Origin of the sequence: Variovorax sp. (assembly GCF_035634955.1) — a bacterium.
Taxonomy (GTDB): Bacteria; Pseudomonadota; Gammaproteobacteria; order Burkholderiales; family Burkholderiaceae_C; genus Variovorax.
The window spans coordinates 36,211-52,085 of the sequence record NZ_DASQBZ010000002.1 but is presented as its reverse complement, the minus strand read 5'-3'; the positions used below and the strand labels follow the sequence as shown (position 1 = coordinate 52,085).

Genomic DNA, 15,875 nt, shown 5'->3' with positions numbered 1-15,875 from the left:
TTGAGCGCCGGCGTCGTCAGCCGCTTGAGCGAGGCCACGCCGTAGGCCTTGACCTTCTTGGCCTCGATCTGCCCGGTGGTGTTGGTGGTCTGGTCGCACAGCAGGTCGATCTGCCCGCCCATCAGGTCGGCAATGGCCGGCGCCGTTCCCTTGTAAGGCACGGTGGTCATCTCGGCCTTGAGCGCGCTCTGGAACAGCAGCCCGCACAGGTGCGAGGCCGAGCCGACGCCGGCGTTGCCCAGGTTGACCTTGCCGCCGGCCTTGGCGATCCAGTCGCTCAGCTCCTTGAAGTTGCTGGCCGGCAGGTCGGGCCTGCCGATCAGCGTCATGGGCACGTCGTTGATCATGCCCAGGTACTCGAAGTCGGTCTCGTAGTTGTAGCTGAGCTTGCGGTACAGCACCGGGGTGGTGGCCATGCCCACGTGGGTGAGCAGCAGCGTGTAGCCGTCGGGCCTGGCGCGCGCGACCTTGGCGTTGCCGATGGTGCTGCCGGCGCCGGCGGTGTTGTCGATCACCACGCTGGTGGCGCCCAGGGGCTTGCGCAGCGCCTCGGCCAGGTCGCGCGCGACGCGATCGGTCGGCCCGCCGGCGGCGAAGGGAACCACGATGGTGACCACCTTGTCGCCAGGGTAGTCTTGTGCCGATGCGCCGGCCGCGGCCAGGGCGATCGCCGCGAGGGTGAGCAACTTCTTCATGAGGAAAACGTCTCCGGGAGAATGTTAGAAAAAGTAAAGCAACGATCTTAGCCCGGCCGGTGGCGTTCGCCACGGGCGCTTGCCCGGGTCGCCCGTCGCGCCGGGCTACTTATTCATCAGATCGTCCAGATCGCGATAGTCCGGCAGGCGCGTGTCGATGGCGCGGCCGGCGCGAATGACGCAGCGGTCGAACTGGTGGCGCGCCAGCATCTCGGAGTAGCTGCGCGCCTTCAGCACGATCAGGTCGGCCCCGGCGCCGGCACGCAAGACGCCTCGGTCCAGGCCCATGATGGCCGCTGGCGTCTCGGTTGCCGCGCGGATCCAGTCGGACAGCGGATGGTCCAGGTGAAGGATCTTCACCGCCTGGGTATAGGTATCGAGCATGTCGTGGTCGCCGTAGGCGTAGAAAGGGTCGCGGCAGTTGTCGCCGGCCACCGCCACGCGCATGCCGCGCGCCTTCATCTCGTGCAGCACGGTCACGCCGCGCCAGCGCGGGGTGCGGTCGTTCTGGCTGCGGTCCTGGAGGTACATGTTGACCGTCGGCAGGCTGACCACGTCGATGCCGGCCTCTACGCACGCGTCGAGCGTCTGGTCGATCACTTCGTCGGTCTGCAGCGCCAGCGCGGTGACGTGGCCGCACAGGATGCGGCCCGGGAAATCGTGCGTCACGGCGCCTCGCGCAATGCGGATCAGCGAGCAGGCCCGCGGATCGGTGGATTCATCCACGTGCAGGTCCAGGTCGAGCCCGCGCTCGCGGGCCAGGGCGAATACCCGCCCCAGCGCCTCGTCGAGCATCGGCGGAACGGGCTCGCGCGGATGTGAGGTCGACTTGGTCACGAAGCCCAGCCGGCCGCCGCTTTCGGCCACGATGTCGGCCAACTGGCGCCCTTCGTCGGTCAGGAAGATATCGACCGGCGCGATGGAGGAAGCTTGCAGGTCGATGCGGCCGGCCCAGCGCTCGCGCATCTGGCGAAACACCGGGAACGAGATGGCGGCTTGCGGCGCCAGCGAGTCCAGGTGCGTGCGGATCGCGACCACGCCCCTCGCGTAGGCCGTCTTCAGGCCGAACTCCATGCGGCGCGCCACGTCCTGCGCGTTCCAGTTCGCCTCGCGGTCCTGCTGCGTCGCCATGCCGGCGCCGGCGCCGTCACCGGTCGGGTTCTGGCGGCGCGGCCAGATGTGGCCCTTGTCCAGGTGCGTGTGCAGGTCGAGCATGCCCGGCAGCACCATCGAGGCGTCCAGGTCCGGGCCGAGTTCGGCCGGCAGCGTACCTGCCGGCTCGATGGCGCTCAGCCGGCCGTCATCGATCAGCAGGTCGATGCCGACGAGGCCGTTTTCGGCGGGAAGCGTTCCGGCCTGGACGAGGCACTCCGGAGCGCGCAGGTTGCGCAATGCATAGCGGGTCAGTTCGGGGGGCTGGAAGAACGAATGGGTCATGCCGGGCAGGCAAGCAAGATCGGTGCGCATTCCATCGGGCCCCTGGCGGGCGGCGATCTCAACTGCCGCCGGCAGGCTTGGCCGGCGCGGCGTCGCTCCACAGCTTGCCGCCGGTGGCCCAGTCCTGGCGGGCGATGTCGTAGAACAGGATGTCGACAGCCTCGGCCGAGCCGCCGAGGGTGCGGACGGTGGCTTCGGTCAGCGCCTGCGCCAGGGCGCGTTTCTGCTCGACGGTGCGGCCTTCGAACATTTCGACGCGGATGGTGGGCATGGAATCTCCTTTGGGTTGTGAATCGGTGGCAGGCCTTGGCGGCCGGGTCAGTCGCGAAAGCCCGGGTCGGTGCGCTCGAGCCGGCGCAGCAAGGCCGGCCACTCGGCGTCGCCGTCCCATTCGCTGCCGTCGCCGACCCATTCGGCGTGCGTGCGCGCAGCCAGTGCGTCGCTGACGGCCAGCACCTGGCCTCCGGCGGCCGCCATGGCGCGCAACTGGGCCATGGCGGCGCGCTCGAGCAGGTGCATCAGCATCCACGCCTCGGCCACGGTGCGTCCGACCACCAGCGGGCCGTGGTTCTCGAGGATCAGGCCGTCGAGCGTGCCGAGCGCGGCCACCATGCGGCGCTGCTCGTCGGCGCCGAGTGCCAGGCCCTCGTAGGGATGGCGTCCGAGGCGGCCGTGCAGGCGCATGGCGTACTGCGAGGTCGCGCGCAGCCCGCCGGGCAGCATGGACAGGGCCACGCCCCAGGGCGTGTGCAGGTGGATGACGCACTCGACGTCAGGCCGTGCGGCATGTACCGCACCATGGATGGCGAACCCGCTCGGATTGACGCGGGCGCCGGAGCCGTCGGCCACGCGGCCGTGCGTATTCACCTTCACCAGGCTCGAAGCGGTGATCTCGTCGAAAGTGGCGCCGAAGGGATTGATCAGGTAGTGACCGGGTTCGCCCGGCACGCTCGCCGACAGATGCGTGTAGATCGTGTCGTCCCAGCCATTGCGCGCGGCCATGCGGTAGGCCGCCGCCAGGTCGGTGCGAACCTGCGTCTCGGTGCGTGGCGGGCGGGCAGCGGCGGGGGAGTGGGCGTTCATCGGCGGGCCGTCGGACGGGCGGGCCCCGACTTTAGCGCGGCGCCCGCACCGACAACGCCGATGGGCCTGTCGCGGCCACAATGCAGGACCAACCGTTCCGGCCAACCGGCCGCCGATCGCATGAACCCATCCGGCAGCACGTCCGCGTCGCGCCGCGCCATTCGCGCGATTGCCCTGGTGGAGGCCTCCAAGGGGCTTCTCGTGCTGCTGGTCGCCACTGGCGTGCTGTCGCTCATCCACCGGCAGGACCTTTACGACGTGGCCGTGCAGTTGGTGCGCCATTCGCATCTCAATCCGGCCTCGCACTATCCGCAGATCTTTCTGGACGCCATGGCCAAGGTGCAGGACGGCGGGCACGTGCTGTGGCTGGCGGCCGGTTCGGCCGCATATTCGGCCGCGCGTCTGGCCGAGGCATACGGCCTGCTGCGCGAGCGCGCCTGGGCCGAGTGGCTGGCGGCGGCCAGCGGCGCCATCTACGTGCCTTTCGACCTGTTGCACCTGGTCCGCCGGCCATCGATGGTGGGCCTGGTGGTAGTGCTGGTCAACCTGGCGGTGGTCGGCGTGATGGTCCTGGCGCTGCTGCAGCGGCGGCGGGCCCGCGTCGCCGGCAGCTGATGCGCGGCGCGTGCCGCAGGCCCTAAGATGGCCGGCCGGTTCGCAACCGCAAAGGATTGACATGCAGGGCACCACCGAATCCCACTTCACGCTGGAGGCCGGCGACGGCCACGTGATCGAGGCCCATGGCTGGCATGCCGATGGCGGCGCCGCGCCGCGCGCCGTCGTGCAGATCGCGCATGGCATGGGCGAGCATTCGCTGCGCTACCGGCCGCTGGCCGACGCGCTGGTGCAGCGCGCCGGCTGCGCGGTGTATGCCAACGAGCACCGCGGCCACGGTCCGGCGGCGGCCGCGCGCGGCGAACTGGGCCGGTTCGGCCCGCGCGGCTTCTCGGCGCTGGTGGACGACATGGCGCAGCTCAGCCGCCACGCGCGCAGCCGCCATCCCGGAGTGCCGCTGGTGCTGCTCGGGCACAGCATGGGCTCGTTCGCGGTGCAGTACTACCTGATCGAGCACAGCGCGCTGCTCGGCGGGGCGGTGCTGTCCGGCACGACAGCCCTGGACCTGCTCGGCGCCGGCCTGCAGGCTGGTTTCAGGCTCGAGGACATGAATGCCGCGCTGCCCGATGTGCGCACGCCATTCGACTGGCTCAGCCGGGACGCGGCGCAGGTCGACGCCTATGTTGCCGACCCGCTGTGCGGGTTCACGGTCGACGCCGAAGGCATGGGATCGATCTTCGCCAGCCTGGCCTCGCTCGCGCCCGACGCGATGCGCGGGCGCATTCCGCCTGCGCTGCCGCTGTACCTGTTCATCGGGGACCAGGATCCGGTCAGCAACAAGGGCGAATGGTTCCACCCGCTGGTGCAGCGCTACCGCGACGCGGGGCTGACCGACGTGTCCTCGCACGTCTTCGGCGGCGCGCGCCACGAGACGCTCAACGAGACCAATCGCCAGGAGGTGGTCGACGTGCTGCTGGCGTGGCTGTCGCGCGTACTGGCCGCGCGCTGAAGCCGATCAGGGCTCGGCGCCCTCGCGCAGAGGGTAGGCCGCCTCGCGCCAGGCCTTCATGCCACCGTCCAGCGCCACGGCATTGACGAAGCCCATGCCGCGCAGCGTCGCCGCGGCCAGGGTGGAGATGTAGCCGAGCTCGCAGCAGGTCAGGATGCGGCGCGTCGGATCCGGCAGGTCCTGGTTGACGCGCAGTTCCAGCTGGCCGCGCGGCAGCAGCCGTGCGCCGGGCACGTGGCCCTTCTCGTACGCATCGCGCTCGCGCACGTCGAGCACGATGAACTCTTCGTCGCCGCTTTCGACCCTGGCCCGCAGCTCGCCCAGCGCCATGAACGGCACCTTCGCCGTGGCTTCCGCCAGCAATGCCGCCACTGTCTGGCCGCCGCTCATGTTGGTGCGCAGTGCCTCGGTGATGTGGGTCGGCATCGACAGGTTCAGCTGCTGCATCATCTGGACGAACGCCGCCCGCTCGCGCACCTGCAGCCTCGGATTGCCGGCCAGCTCGTCGGCCAGCGTCGAATGGTCGCGCCCCTTGTACTCGTGGGCCGGATGCACCTTGAGGGAGGGGTCCAGGCGCAGCAGCTTGTTGAACAGGCTGTCATGCAGCGCCTGCGGGTCGCCGCTCGGCAGGTCGGTGCGCCCGGTGCCGCCGATCAGCAGCGTGTCGCCGGTGAAAAGGCGGTCCTCGACCTGCAGGCACATCGAGTCGGCGGTGTGGCCGGGCGTGTGCATCGAGGCGATGCGCAGCTTGCCCAGCACGATCATCTCGCCGTCGTTGAGGCGGATGTCGACGAACGGGGCCGGGCTGCGGCGATGCATGATCACCGGCACTGCCAGCTTGCGCGCCAGCTCGCGCGTGGCCGAGAAGTGATCAGCATGCGTGTGCGTGTCGATCACGTAGCGGATGCGCACGCCGTGCTGCGCCGCCAGTCCGAGGTAGTGGTCGACCTGGCTCAGTTCCGGGTCGATCAGCGCGGCGGCGCGCGTGTCGTCGCACCCGACGAGGTAGGACCGGCAGCCGCCGGTGGTGATCTGTTCGAAGACCATGGCAGATCCGCCGGTTGCCGGGCTCAGCCCGGCTGCTTGACCACGCGAAGGTAGGGCTTGGGCGACTTCCAGCCGTCGGGGAAGAGCGTCCTGGCGTCGTCGTCGCTGACCGAGCCGGCGATGATCACGTCTTCGCCGTGCTTCCAGTTCGCCGGCGTCGCCACCTTGTGCGCGGCGGTCAGCTGGATCGAGTCGAGGGCGCGCAGGATCTCGTCGAAGTTGCGGCCGGTGGTCATCGGGTAGGTCATCATCAGCTTGATCTTCTTGTCCGGGCCGATGATGAAGACGGTGCGCACCGTGGCATTGGTGGCGGCGGTGCGGCCATCGGAGCTGCCTGGCTCTTCCGCGGGCAGCATGTTGTAGGCCTTGGCCACCGCCAGGTCGGTGTCGCCGATCATCGGGTACTTGGGCCGGTGGCCCTGGGTTTCCTCGATGTCGGTGGCCCAGCGGTCATGCGCGTCCACCGGATCGATGCTCAGCCCGATCAGCTTGGTGTTGCGGCGCGTGAACTCCGGCTCGATCTTCGCCATGTAGCCCAGCTCGGTGGTGCACACCGGCGTGAAGTCCTTGGGGTGCGAAAACAGCACGACCCACTTGTCGCCGATCCAGTCGTGGAACTGGATCCGGCCCTGCGTGGTGTTGGCGCTGAAATCCGGGGCAATGTCGTTGATGCGCAGTGACATGACGGCTCCGTCATAAGTTGGAGAAATGAACAACGAACCTGCAGTTGGATGAGAAAGCACCCAATGCGGGGATCGCAGTACACCACTTTCGCCATGACAGTGGCAAGCGCAGGGACGAGGCCGCGCCGGCTATTCGTATCGGCGCGCGTCCTCGATCACCTTGCCGTCGTTGGGCAGGCTGCCAGGCGCGACGATGCGCACCTCGCCGCGCAGCTTGGTGACCTCGCGGATCGCCTCCGCCACGCGTTCGGCCAGGCCGGGCGGCGCGCCGTTGCATTCGAGGTGCAGCGTCATGCGGTCCTGCGCCATCTCGCCTTCGACCACCAGCCGGGCCCGCAGCACCTCGGGAAACCGGCGGGCGACCTGCGCCACCTGCCCCGGGTGCACGAACATGCCGCGCACCTTGGTCGTCTGGTCGGCGCGCCCCATCCAGCCCTTGATGCGGGCGTTGCTGCGGCCGGTGGGGCAGGTGCCGGGCAGCATTGCCGACAGGTCGCCGGTGCCGAACCGCACCAGCGGGTAGTCGGCGTTGAACAGCGGCGTCACCACCACCTCGCCCACCTCACCCTCGGGCACCGGTTCGCCGGTACCCGGGCGCACGATCTCCACCAGCACGCCTTCGTCGATCACCAGGCCTTCGCGGGCCGGCGTCTCGTAGGCGATGAGGCCGACGTCCGCGGTGGCGTAGCACTGGTAGGCCCCTACGCCGCGTTCGTCCAGCCAGTCGCGCAGGCTGGGCGGAAAGGCCTCGCCCGAGACCAGCGCCTTGGTCAGCGTGGGCAGGGCGATGTGCTGGTCTGCCGCCTTCTCCAGCATCAGCTTGAGGAAGCTGGGCGTGCCGACATAGCCGTGCGGCCGCAGTTCGGCGATCGCCTGGACCTGCTGCTCGGTCTGGCCGGTGCCGCCGGGGAACACGGTGCAGCCGAGCGCATGCGCGCCGGTTTCCATGATCGAGCCGGCCGGCGTCATGTGATAGCTGAAGCTGTTGTGCACCAGTTCGCCGGCGCGAAAGCCGGCGGCGAAGAAGGCGCGCGCGGTGCGCCAGTAGTCCGGCGCTGCGCCCTCGGGCTCGTACAGCGTTCCGGGGCTGGCGAACACCCGCCGCGTGCGCGGACCGCGCGCGGCAGCGAAGCCGCCGAATGCGTCGCTCGCGCGGGTGGCTTTCTGAAGTTCGAGCAACTCGGACTTGCGCGTGACGGGCAACTGCGCGAGGGCTTCGCGCGTGGTCACGGAGGCGGTGTCGGTGGAACCGAGGATGCGCGCCAGCGCCGGCGCCGCCTGCACCGCATGGGCGAGCTGCCACGGCAGGCGGGCGAGCTGCTCGCGCTCCCGCTCGGCCGGCTCGCGCGTCTCCAGTGCGTCGTAGTACTGGCTCATGATGCTCTGTTCGCGTTCAGGTTTTCGAAGCGGCCGCGCAGGGTCAGGCCAGCCAGCGCTTGCGGCGCTTGTAGCTCTTGACGTCGCGGAAGCTCTTGCGGTCGCCGCCGCCCACGCCCAGGTAGAACTCCTTGACGTCCTCGTTCTCGCGCAGGCTGGCGGCTTCGCCGTCCATCACCACCCGCCCGTTCTCGAGGATGTAGCCGAAGTCGGCGTAGCGCAGCGCCATGCTCGTGTTCTGCTCGGCCAGCAGGAACGTGACCCGTTCCTTCTGGTTCAGGTCGCGCACGATCGAGAACACCTCGTCGACGATCTGCGGCGCGAGCCCCATGGACGGCTCGTCGAGCAGCACCACGCTCGGGTTGGCCATCAGCGCCCGCCCGATCGCGCACATTTGCTGCTCGCCGCCCGAGGTGTAGGCGGCCTGGCTGGTGCGCCGCGTCTTCAGGCGCGGGAAGTAGGTGTAGACCTTCTCCAGGTTGGCCGCGACTTCGCCCCGATCCTTGCGCGTGTAGGCGCCGGTCAGCAGGTTCTCCTCGATCGTCAAGTGCGCGAAGCAGTGGCGCCCTTCCATCACCTGCACCAGGCCGCGCTGCACCAGCGCCGCCGGCGAGAGCGCCTCGATGCGCTCGCCGCGCAGCTCGATCGTGCCCTTGGTCACCGCGCCGCGTTCGCCGGCCAGCAGGTTGCTGACGGCGCGAAGCGTGGTGGTCTTGCCGGCGCCGTTGCCGCCGAGCAGGGCCACGATGGCGCCCTCCGGAACCGTGAGCGACACACCCTTGAGCACGAGGATCACGTGGTTGTAGATGACCTCGATGCCATTGACATCGAGCAAGGGTCGGTCGGCGGGCGCGTTCACGGCTTCTGTGCTCAGCTGCAGCTGCGCGTCTTGATGTTCTTGTCCTTGGCGTACTTCTCGGCGTACTCCTTGACCAGCGCGTTGATGTGCGTCTTGTCGGACTGGTACCAGCCGGACGTGATGTTCCACTTGGCACCGTCCCACTGGATCACGCGTGCCCAGTCGTCGCCCATGTGGTTGCTGCACGAGGTCTTGATCGGCCGCATCATCTCGCCGAAACCGAGCGCCTTGAGCTTGTCGGCCGTCAGGTCGAGGTTCTCGAAGCCCCAGCGCACCTGCTCGGGCGTCACCGGCTTGCCCTTGCCGTACTTCTCCTGCGCGGCCCGGATCGCCTCGACCTGGAGCATCGAGATCATGACGCCGCGGTTGTAGGCAATGGCGCCCACACCTTCGGCCGAGCCGGTGCCCTGGCCCTTGTCGTAGACGAACTTCCTGATGTCGTCGAGCACCTTGTCCTTGGCCGCGCTGTTCTGCAGCGTGACCGCGTTGTAGCCCTTGGCGCCTTCGCCGATGTCCTTCACGTCATGGTCGGAGCCGGCCCACCACACGGCGTAGATCTTGTCGCGCGGGTAGCCACTGGCCTGCGCCTCGCGGATGCCGGCCGGCGTCATCACGCCGGCCGACCAGAACAGAACGTAGTCGGGGCGCTGCTGGCGGATCTGCAGCCAGGTGGATTTCTGCTCGACGCCGGGCGGCGTGACCGGATAGAGCAGCACCTCGAAGCCCTCGGCCGCCGCGCGCTTGTTGAGCAGCGGAATGGGCTCCTTGCCGTACGGCGAGTCGTGATAGACCAGCGCGATCTTCTTGCCCTTGAGGCTGCCCTTTTCCTTCTTGGCGATGTCCTGCAGCATCACGTCGGTCGCGGTCCAGTAGGTGCCCATCAGCGGGAAGTTCCATTCGAACACCGTGCCGTCCACCGACTGCGACAGGCCGTAGCCGGGTGTCTCGACCGGCACCTTGTCGACGAAGGCCTTGTCGGTGACGGCGAAGGTGATGCCGGTCGATTGCGTGTCGAAGCCCGAGGCGCCGCTGCCCTTGCCCTTGAGGCGCTCATAGCATTCGACGCCCTTGGCCGCGTCATAGGCGGTCTCGCATTCCTCGAAGGTCAGCTTCACGCCGTTGACGCCGCCGTCGCGCGCGTTGATGAGCTTGAGGTAGTCCTGCTTGCCGTCCGCCCACGGAATGCCCAGCGGCGCGAACTGCCCGGTGCGGTAGACCAGCAGCGGGACGAACTGCTCGGCGGCCTGCGCCTGCGCGAGCGAGCTCGCGGCCACCATCGACAGGCCGGCCGCGACCAGGGCGGTGACGCGGGTGAAATTGCTTCCTTGCATGTCTTGTCTCCTTCGTTTGAACTGGGAACAGGTCGGGTGAAAAAACGTGGGCGGGCTTCGTCGTGCGGCGCGATGGGTTCGGGCCTAGTGCGGGAATGGCCACAGCCGCAGCTTCTGCCGGCCCGTCGCCCACAGCCGTGCCAGGCCGTGCGGCTCGACGATCAGGAAGAAGACGATGAGCGCGCCGAAGATCATGTGCTCCAGGTGCGAGGCCGTGGCGGTGGAGATCGCCAGGCCGAGCCAGTGCGGCACGTAGTTCAGGAACAGCGGCAGCAGCACCACGAAGGCCGCCCCGAAGAAGCTGCCGGCGATCGAGCCGAGCCCGCCGATGATGATCATGAACAGCAGCTGCAGCGACTTGTCGATGCCGAAGGCCGACGGTTCCCACGCGCCCAGGTGCACGAAGCCCCACAGCGCGCCGGCCACGCCGACGATGAAGCTGCTGACCGCGAAGGCGGTGAGCTTGGCGTAGACCGGCCGGATGCCGATGACCGCGGCCGCCACGTCCATGTCGCGCATGGCCATCCATTCGCGCCCGATGGCGCCGCGCACGAGGTTCCTGGCCAGCAGCCCGAAGATCACCACGAGCGTGAGCACGAGCAGGTATTTCTGGGTCGGCGTGCTGAACTCGAAGCCGAACATCTGCAGGGCGCGCACGCTGACCGACCCCGACGAAGAATCGTTCGTCACCCACTTGACCCGGTTGGTGAACCAGTCGACGAAGAATTGCGCGGCCAGCGTGGCCACCGCCAGGTAGAGGCCGCGGATGCGCAGGCTCGGGATGCCGAAGAGCACGCCGAACACCATGGCGCACAGGCCGCCGCCGATCAGGGCCAGCAGCAGCGGCATGCCGTCGATGCGCACCTGCAGGTTGTAGGCCGCGTACGCACCCACGGCCATGAAGGCGCCGGTCCCGAGCGAGATCTGGCCGCAGTAGCCCACCAGGATGTTCAGGCCGATGGCCGCCAGCGACAGGATCAGGAAGGGAATGAAGACGGCGCGAAAGCTGTAGTCGCTGGCCAGCAGCGGCACGGCGACGAAGGCGACTGCCGCCAGCGCCAGCATGGCCCAGCGGTCCTGCGCCACGGGGAACAGCGCCAGGTCGGCGCGGTAGCTGGTCTTGAACTGGCCGTTCTCGCGGTAGAACATCGTTGTCTTGCCTTCCCTACACCCGGTCGATGATCCGGTCGCCGAACAGGCCTTGCGGCCGCACCAGCAACACCGCCAGGGCAAGCACGTAGGCGAACCAGTTCTCGATGCCGCCGCCCAGGTACGGCCCGAGGTAGATCTCCGAGACCTTCTCGCCCACCCCGATGATCAGCCCGCCCAGAATGGCGCCGGGCACCGAGGTCAGGCCGCCGAGGATGACCACCGGGAACGCCTTGAGCGCCACCAGCGAGATCGAATACTGCACGCCGAGCTTGCTGCCCCAGATGACGCCGGCCACGAGCGCCACGAAGCCCCCGATCGACCAGACGATCACCCAGATGCGCGCCAGCGGTATGCCGATCGACTGCGCCGCCTGGTGGTCGTCCGCCACGGCGCGCAGCGCCCGGCCGGTGGCGGTCTTCTGGAAGAACAGCGTGAGCGTCGTCACTAGGGCCGCCGCGAGCACGGCCGCGAACATGTCCTCCTTGCTCAGCAGCAGGCCACCGTCGAATACCTTGTCGAGCACGATCATCGGATCCTTGGGCATGCCGATGTCGATCTTGTAGGTGGCGCTGCCGAACAGCAGCTGGCCGGCGCTGTCGAGCACGTTGGCGATGCCCAGCGTGGCCATCAGCAGCGTGATGCCTTCCTGGTTGACCAGCCTGCGCAAGGCAAGCCGCTCGACCAGCCAGGCCACGACGACCATGCACAGCGCCGCCGCCACGAAGGCCAGGAGGTTGGCCAGCACCGCGCTGTCGAAGCCGAGCCACCGCGGGAACCACTCGGCGAAGCGCGCCATCGCCAGCGCCGCGAACAGCACCATCGCGCCCTGCGCGAAATTGAAGACGCCCGAGGCCTTGAAGATCAGGACGAAGCCCAGGGCGACCAGGGCATAGAGCATGCCGGCCATCAGGCCGCCGAAGACGGTTTCGAGGAAGAATCCCATGTCAAGCCTTCCGCATGATCAATGTGTCGTGCCGAGATAGGCCCGGATCACCTCGGGGTCGGCCCGCACCTCGTCCGGCGTGCCGTCGCCGATCTTGCGGCCGTAGTCCAGCACCACCACGCGGTCGCTGATGTCCATCACCACGCCCATGTCGTGCTCGATCAGCACGATGGTGGTGCCGAACTCGTCGTTCACGTCCAGAACGAAGCGGCACATGTCCTGCTTTTCCTCGACGTTCATGCCGGCCATCGGCTCGTCGAGCAGCAGGACCTGCGGCTCCATCGCCAGCGCACGCCCGAGGTCCACGCGCTTTTGCAGCCCGTAGGGCAGGCGGCCCACCGGCGTCTTGCGCCAGGCCTGGATCTCCAGGAAGTCGATGATGCGTTCGACGAACTCGCGGTGCGCCAGCTCCTCGCGCTCGGCCGGGCCCCAGCGCAGCGCCTGCGCCAGCAGGCCGCTCTTCATCTTCAGGTTGCGCCCGCTCATGATGTTGTCGAGCACGCTCATGCCCTTGAACAACGCCAGGTTCTGGAACGTCCGCGCCACGCCCATTTCGGCCACCTGGCGCGAGTTCATGTGGCGGAAGGTCTGGCCGCGGAACGTGATCGAGCCCTGCTGCGGCGTGTAGACGCCGTTGATGCAGTTGAGCATCGAGCTCTTGCCGGCGCCGTTCGGCCCGATGATGGCGCGCACCTCGTGCTCGCGCACGTCGAAGCTGATGTCGCTCAGCGCCTTCACCCCGCCGAAGGCCAGCGAGATGTTCTTCACTTCCAGTATCGACTCGCCGATACGTCGTGCCGGTGGCGGCGCGTCATCGCCTTGCGGCGCGGCCTGCGGCGGCAGGTCCATGGCACGGGCGTTCATGCGGCGGCCCTGACGGCAGGGTAGCGTTGGGCCGGCACGATCGAGAGCGTGGCGCTCACGGTGCCGGTGCGGCCGTCCTCGAACTTCACCTGGGTTTCGATGAACTGCTCGGTCTTGCCGCCGTACAGGGCATCGACCAGCACGCGGTACTTGTCCGCCACGTGGCCGCGACGGACCTTGCGGGTGCGGGTGAGTTCGTCGTCGTCCGGGTCCAGTTCCTTGTGCAGCACCAGGAAGCGCGCGATCTGCGTGTCTGCCATGCCTTCCTCCGCCGCCAGGTCGGCATTGACCCGGCCGATGCATTCGGCCACCAGCGCCAGCACTTCCGGCTTGCCGGCAAGGTCGACGTAGCCGCCGTAGGGCAGCCCGCGCCGCTCGGCCCAGTTGCCCACCGCCTCGTAGTCGATGTTGATGAAGGCGCACACCTCGTCGCGCGCGTGGCCGAAGCACACCGCCTCCTTGATCTGCGGAAAGAACTTGAGCTTGTTCTCGATGTAGTTGGGCGCGAACATGGCGCCGGTGTTCATGCGGCCGACGTCCTTGGCCCGGTCGATGATGCGCAGGTGGCCTTCGCTGTCGATCACACCCGCGTCGCCCGTGTGAAAGTAGCCCTCGGCGTCGAGCACCTCGGCGGTCGCCTCCGGCCGCTTGTAGTACTCCTTGAGCACCGAGACGCCGCGCACGAGCACTTCGCCGTTGTCGGCGATGCGTAGTTCCATGCCCGGCGCTGCCGTGCCCACGCTGGTGAGCTTGACCTTTCCGTCCTGCTGCAGGCAGACGTAGGCGCAGGTCTCGGTCTGCCCATAGAACTGCTTGAGGTTGACGCCGATGGACCGGTAGAAGCGGAACAGGTCCGGCCCGATGGCCGCGCCCGCCGTGTAGGCCACGCGGATGCGGCTCATCCCCAGCATGTTGCGAAGCGGCCCGTAGACCAGCAGGTCGCCCAGGCGGTAGCGCAGCCGGTCGAGCGCGGACACCGGGGCGCCGTTGAGGATGTCGGCGCCCACGCGCCGCGCCAGCGCCATGCACTTGGCATAGAGCCAGCGCTTGGGCGTGGCCGCGTCCTCCATGCGGATCGACACCGACGTGAGCAGGCCCTCGAAGGTGCGCGGCGGCCCGAAGTAGTAGGTCGGGCCGATCTCTCGCATGTCGTTCATCACCGTCTCGGACGACTCGGGGCAATTGAGCGTGAAGCCGCCCACCAGCCATTGCGCGACTGAGAACAGGTGGTCGCCCACCCAGGCCATGGGCAGGTAGCTCATGATGTCGTCGCCGGGACCGAGCCGGTCCGACTCGACACCGCCGCGTCCGGCGGCGATGAAGCTGGCATGCGTCTGGCACACGCCCTTGGGCCGGCCGGTGGTGCCGGAGGTGTAGAGGATCACCGCCACGTCGTCCGGCTGCGCGCTGGCGACGGCGCGCTCGAAGTGCTCCGGATGCTGCGCGTCGAAGGCCCGGCCGCGCTCGCGCAACTGCTCCAGGCTCAGCAGGCCGGGCTGGTCGTAGTTGCGCAGGCCGCGCGGGTCCTCGTAGATGATGTGCGCCAGCCGCGGCCATTGCTCGCGGCATTCGAGCAGCTTGTCGACCTGCTCCTGGTCCTCGGCAATGACGAAGCGCACGCCGGCGTCCTCGAGCATGAAAGTCATCTCACCGGCGACCGCGTCCTGGTACAGCGGGACCGGCACGCCGCGCAGGCTCTGCGCCGCCAGCGCCGTCATGTACAGGCGCGGCCGGTTGGCGCCGACGATCGCCAGGTTGTCATGCGCGGCGAACCCCAGGCTGGCGAGCCCGCAGGCCATCTCGCGCACCTCGCGCGCGACCTGCTGCCAGGTCCATGCCTGCCAGATGCCCAGGTCCTTCTCGCGCATGGCGGGCGCGTCGGGCTGTCGCCTGGCGTGCTCTGCCAGCAAACGCGGAAAGGTGGTGTTCGGTTGAGACATATTCAGAAACGTTGACGGCAATGTAGGCCGGTACTTTGACGTCATGTTGTCGTTCCAACGACAATCTAGGGGAAGCTACTCCCCGGAGTTTCCCGATGCGTTCCGATGTCCTGGCCGATCCCATTCCCGCGTTCCCGCGCGCCGGCACGCCGACGCGCGGCATGGACGGCGGCTCGCTGCGCGAGCGTGTGCGACCGGCCACCGCGACGGAGCTCTCTGGCGTGCCGTGGCTGCGCGCCCTGGCGCCGGCCGAACGTGCCCGGGCCGAGGCCGCCATCGTCGTGGGCGACGCCGAGCCGGGCGACCGCGTGTGCCGCGTCGGCCGCCCGCCCACCTACTGGTTCGGCGTGGTCGAAGGCCTGCTCAAGATGAGCAAGGACAGCGCCGACGGAAGCTCCATGACGTACAGCGGACTGTCCTCCGGCGGCTGGTTCGGCGAGGGCACGGCGCTCAAGCGCGAACCCTACCGCTACGACATCCTGGCGCTGCGCCGCAGCGTCGTCGCCGGCCTGCCGATCGACGAGTTCCATTGGTTGCTGGACCACTCGATCGGCTTCAACCGCTTCGTCATGAACCAGCTCAACGAACGGCTCGGACAGTTCATCGCCGCGCGCGAGGCCGACCGCCTGAACAACCCCGACGCACGGGTCGCGCGCAACCTGGCGCAGCTGTTCAACCCGGTGCTCTTCCCGGGCGTGGGCGAGTTGCTGCGCATCACGCAGCAGGAGCTGGCCTACCTCGTCGGGCTGTCGCGCCAGCGGGTCAACGAGGCGCTGCGAACGCTGCAGGCGCGCGGCGCGATCGAGCTGGAGTACGGCGGCGTGCGGGTGCGCGACCTGGCGGCATTGCGCCGCGGCGGCGAAAGGGAAGCGGCTTGAAAGGCGCCGTGCGCTAGGCTCG

At 68.6% G+C, this 15,875-nt stretch carries 16 protein-coding genes; 3 read left to right on the top strand and 13 right to left on the bottom strand.

What is annotated here, in order from left to right; genetic code table 11:
* From VES41_RS00390 to VES41_RS00375, 4 genes are all read right to left on the bottom strand, one after another.
* On the bottom strand, positions 1-695 hold a 695-nt coding region (locus tag VES41_RS00390), incomplete at its 3' end, for a tripartite tricarboxylate transporter substrate-binding protein (RefSeq protein ID WP_324811564.1).
* Positions 696-800: 105 nt separating this feature from the next.
* Positions 801-2,132, bottom strand: a complete 1,332-nt coding sequence (locus VES41_RS00385) for a cytosine deaminase (protein WP_324811562.1) — start codon at positions 2,130-2,132, stop codon at positions 801-803.
* A 58-nt stretch (positions 2,133-2,190) separates the two neighbouring features.
* Complete coding sequence (locus VES41_RS00380) at positions 2,191-2,523, bottom strand: 4-oxalocrotonate tautomerase (RefSeq protein WP_324811560.1); 333 nt, start codon at positions 2,521-2,523, stop codon at positions 2,191-2,193.
* Positions 2,451-3,215, bottom strand: coding sequence for a class II aldolase/adducin family protein (locus tag VES41_RS00375; RefSeq protein WP_324811558.1), 765 nt, complete (start codon positions 3,213-3,215; stop codon positions 2,451-2,453). Before VES41_RS00375 ends, VES41_RS00380 begins: the two co-directional genes overlap by 73 nt.
* A gap of 120 nt (positions 3,216-3,335) precedes the next feature.
* On the opposite strand from VES41_RS00375, the gene VES41_RS00370 reads away from it, so the two are divergent.
* Together VES41_RS00370 and VES41_RS00365 are read left to right on the top strand one after the other, a co-directional pair.
* Positions 3,336-3,830: a DUF2127 domain-containing protein gene (locus VES41_RS00370; protein ID WP_324811556.1), complete on the top strand. Its 495-nt coding sequence runs from the start codon at positions 3,336-3,338 to the stop codon at positions 3,828-3,830.
* Positions 3,831-3,891: 61 nt separating this feature from the next.
* Positions 3,892-4,779: an alpha/beta fold hydrolase gene (locus tag VES41_RS00365; RefSeq protein ID WP_324811554.1), complete on the top strand. Its 888-nt coding sequence runs from the start codon at positions 3,892-3,894 to the stop codon at positions 4,777-4,779.
* 6 nt (positions 4,780-4,785) lie between these two features.
* Here the strand turns inward: VES41_RS00365 and VES41_RS00360 are convergent, their stop codons facing one another.
* The 9 genes from VES41_RS00360 to VES41_RS00320 all read right to left on the bottom strand — a co-directional run bounded on the left by VES41_RS00360 (position 4,786) and on the right by VES41_RS00320 (position 14,975).
* Positions 4,786-5,826, bottom strand: coding sequence for an MBL fold metallo-hydrolase (locus VES41_RS00360; protein ID WP_324811552.1), 1,041 nt, complete (start codon positions 5,824-5,826; stop codon positions 4,786-4,788).
* A 23-nt stretch (positions 5,827-5,849) separates the two neighbouring features.
* Positions 5,850-6,509 carry a peroxiredoxin gene (locus VES41_RS00355; RefSeq protein WP_324811550.1) on the bottom strand — a complete coding sequence of 220 codons (660 nt, stop codon included), beginning with the start codon at positions 6,507-6,509 and terminating at the stop codon, positions 5,850-5,852.
* Between the two features lie 129 nt (positions 6,510-6,638).
* On the bottom strand, positions 6,639-7,886 hold the full coding sequence (locus VES41_RS00350; RefSeq protein WP_324811549.1) for a phenylacetate--CoA ligase family protein: 1,248 nt from the start codon (positions 7,884-7,886) through the stop codon (positions 6,639-6,641).
* Positions 7,887-7,929: 43 nt separating this feature from the next.
* Entirely contained in the window at positions 7,930-8,745 is an 816-nt protein-coding gene (locus tag VES41_RS00345) for an ABC transporter ATP-binding protein (RefSeq protein WP_414718975.1), read from the bottom strand.
* Between the two features lie 11 nt (positions 8,746-8,756).
* Positions 8,757-10,076 (bottom strand): ABC transporter substrate-binding protein, encoded by a 1,320-nt coding sequence (locus VES41_RS00340; protein WP_324811547.1) that lies wholly within the window; start codon positions 10,074-10,076, stop codon positions 8,757-8,759.
* Between the two features lie 84 nt (positions 10,077-10,160).
* A complete protein-coding gene (locus VES41_RS00335; RefSeq protein WP_324811545.1) occupies positions 10,161-11,225 on the bottom strand; it encodes a branched-chain amino acid ABC transporter permease in 1,065 nt (354 codons plus the stop codon).
* Between the two features lie 16 nt (positions 11,226-11,241).
* Complete coding sequence (locus VES41_RS00330; RefSeq protein WP_324811543.1) at positions 11,242-12,171, bottom strand: branched-chain amino acid ABC transporter permease; 930 nt, start codon at positions 12,169-12,171, stop codon at positions 11,242-11,244.
* A gap of 18 nt (positions 12,172-12,189) precedes the next feature.
* The gene (locus VES41_RS00325; protein WP_324811569.1) at positions 12,190-13,020 is read right to left on the bottom strand and encodes an ABC transporter ATP-binding protein; all 831 of its coding nucleotides are present in this window, start codon (positions 13,018-13,020) and stop codon (positions 12,190-12,192) included.
* An 11-nt stretch (positions 13,021-13,031) separates the two neighbouring features.
* On the bottom strand, positions 13,032-14,975 hold the full coding sequence (locus tag VES41_RS00320; RefSeq protein ID WP_324811541.1) for an AMP-dependent synthetase/ligase: 1,944 nt from the start codon (positions 14,973-14,975) through the stop codon (positions 13,032-13,034).
* 161 nt (positions 14,976-15,136) lie between these two features.
* On the opposite strand from VES41_RS00320, the gene VES41_RS00315 reads away from it, so the two are divergent.
* Complete coding sequence (locus VES41_RS00315; RefSeq protein ID WP_324811568.1) at positions 15,137-15,853, top strand: Crp/Fnr family transcriptional regulator; 717 nt, start codon at positions 15,137-15,139, stop codon at positions 15,851-15,853.
* The last annotated feature ends 22 nt before the right edge of the window (positions 15,854-15,875 follow it).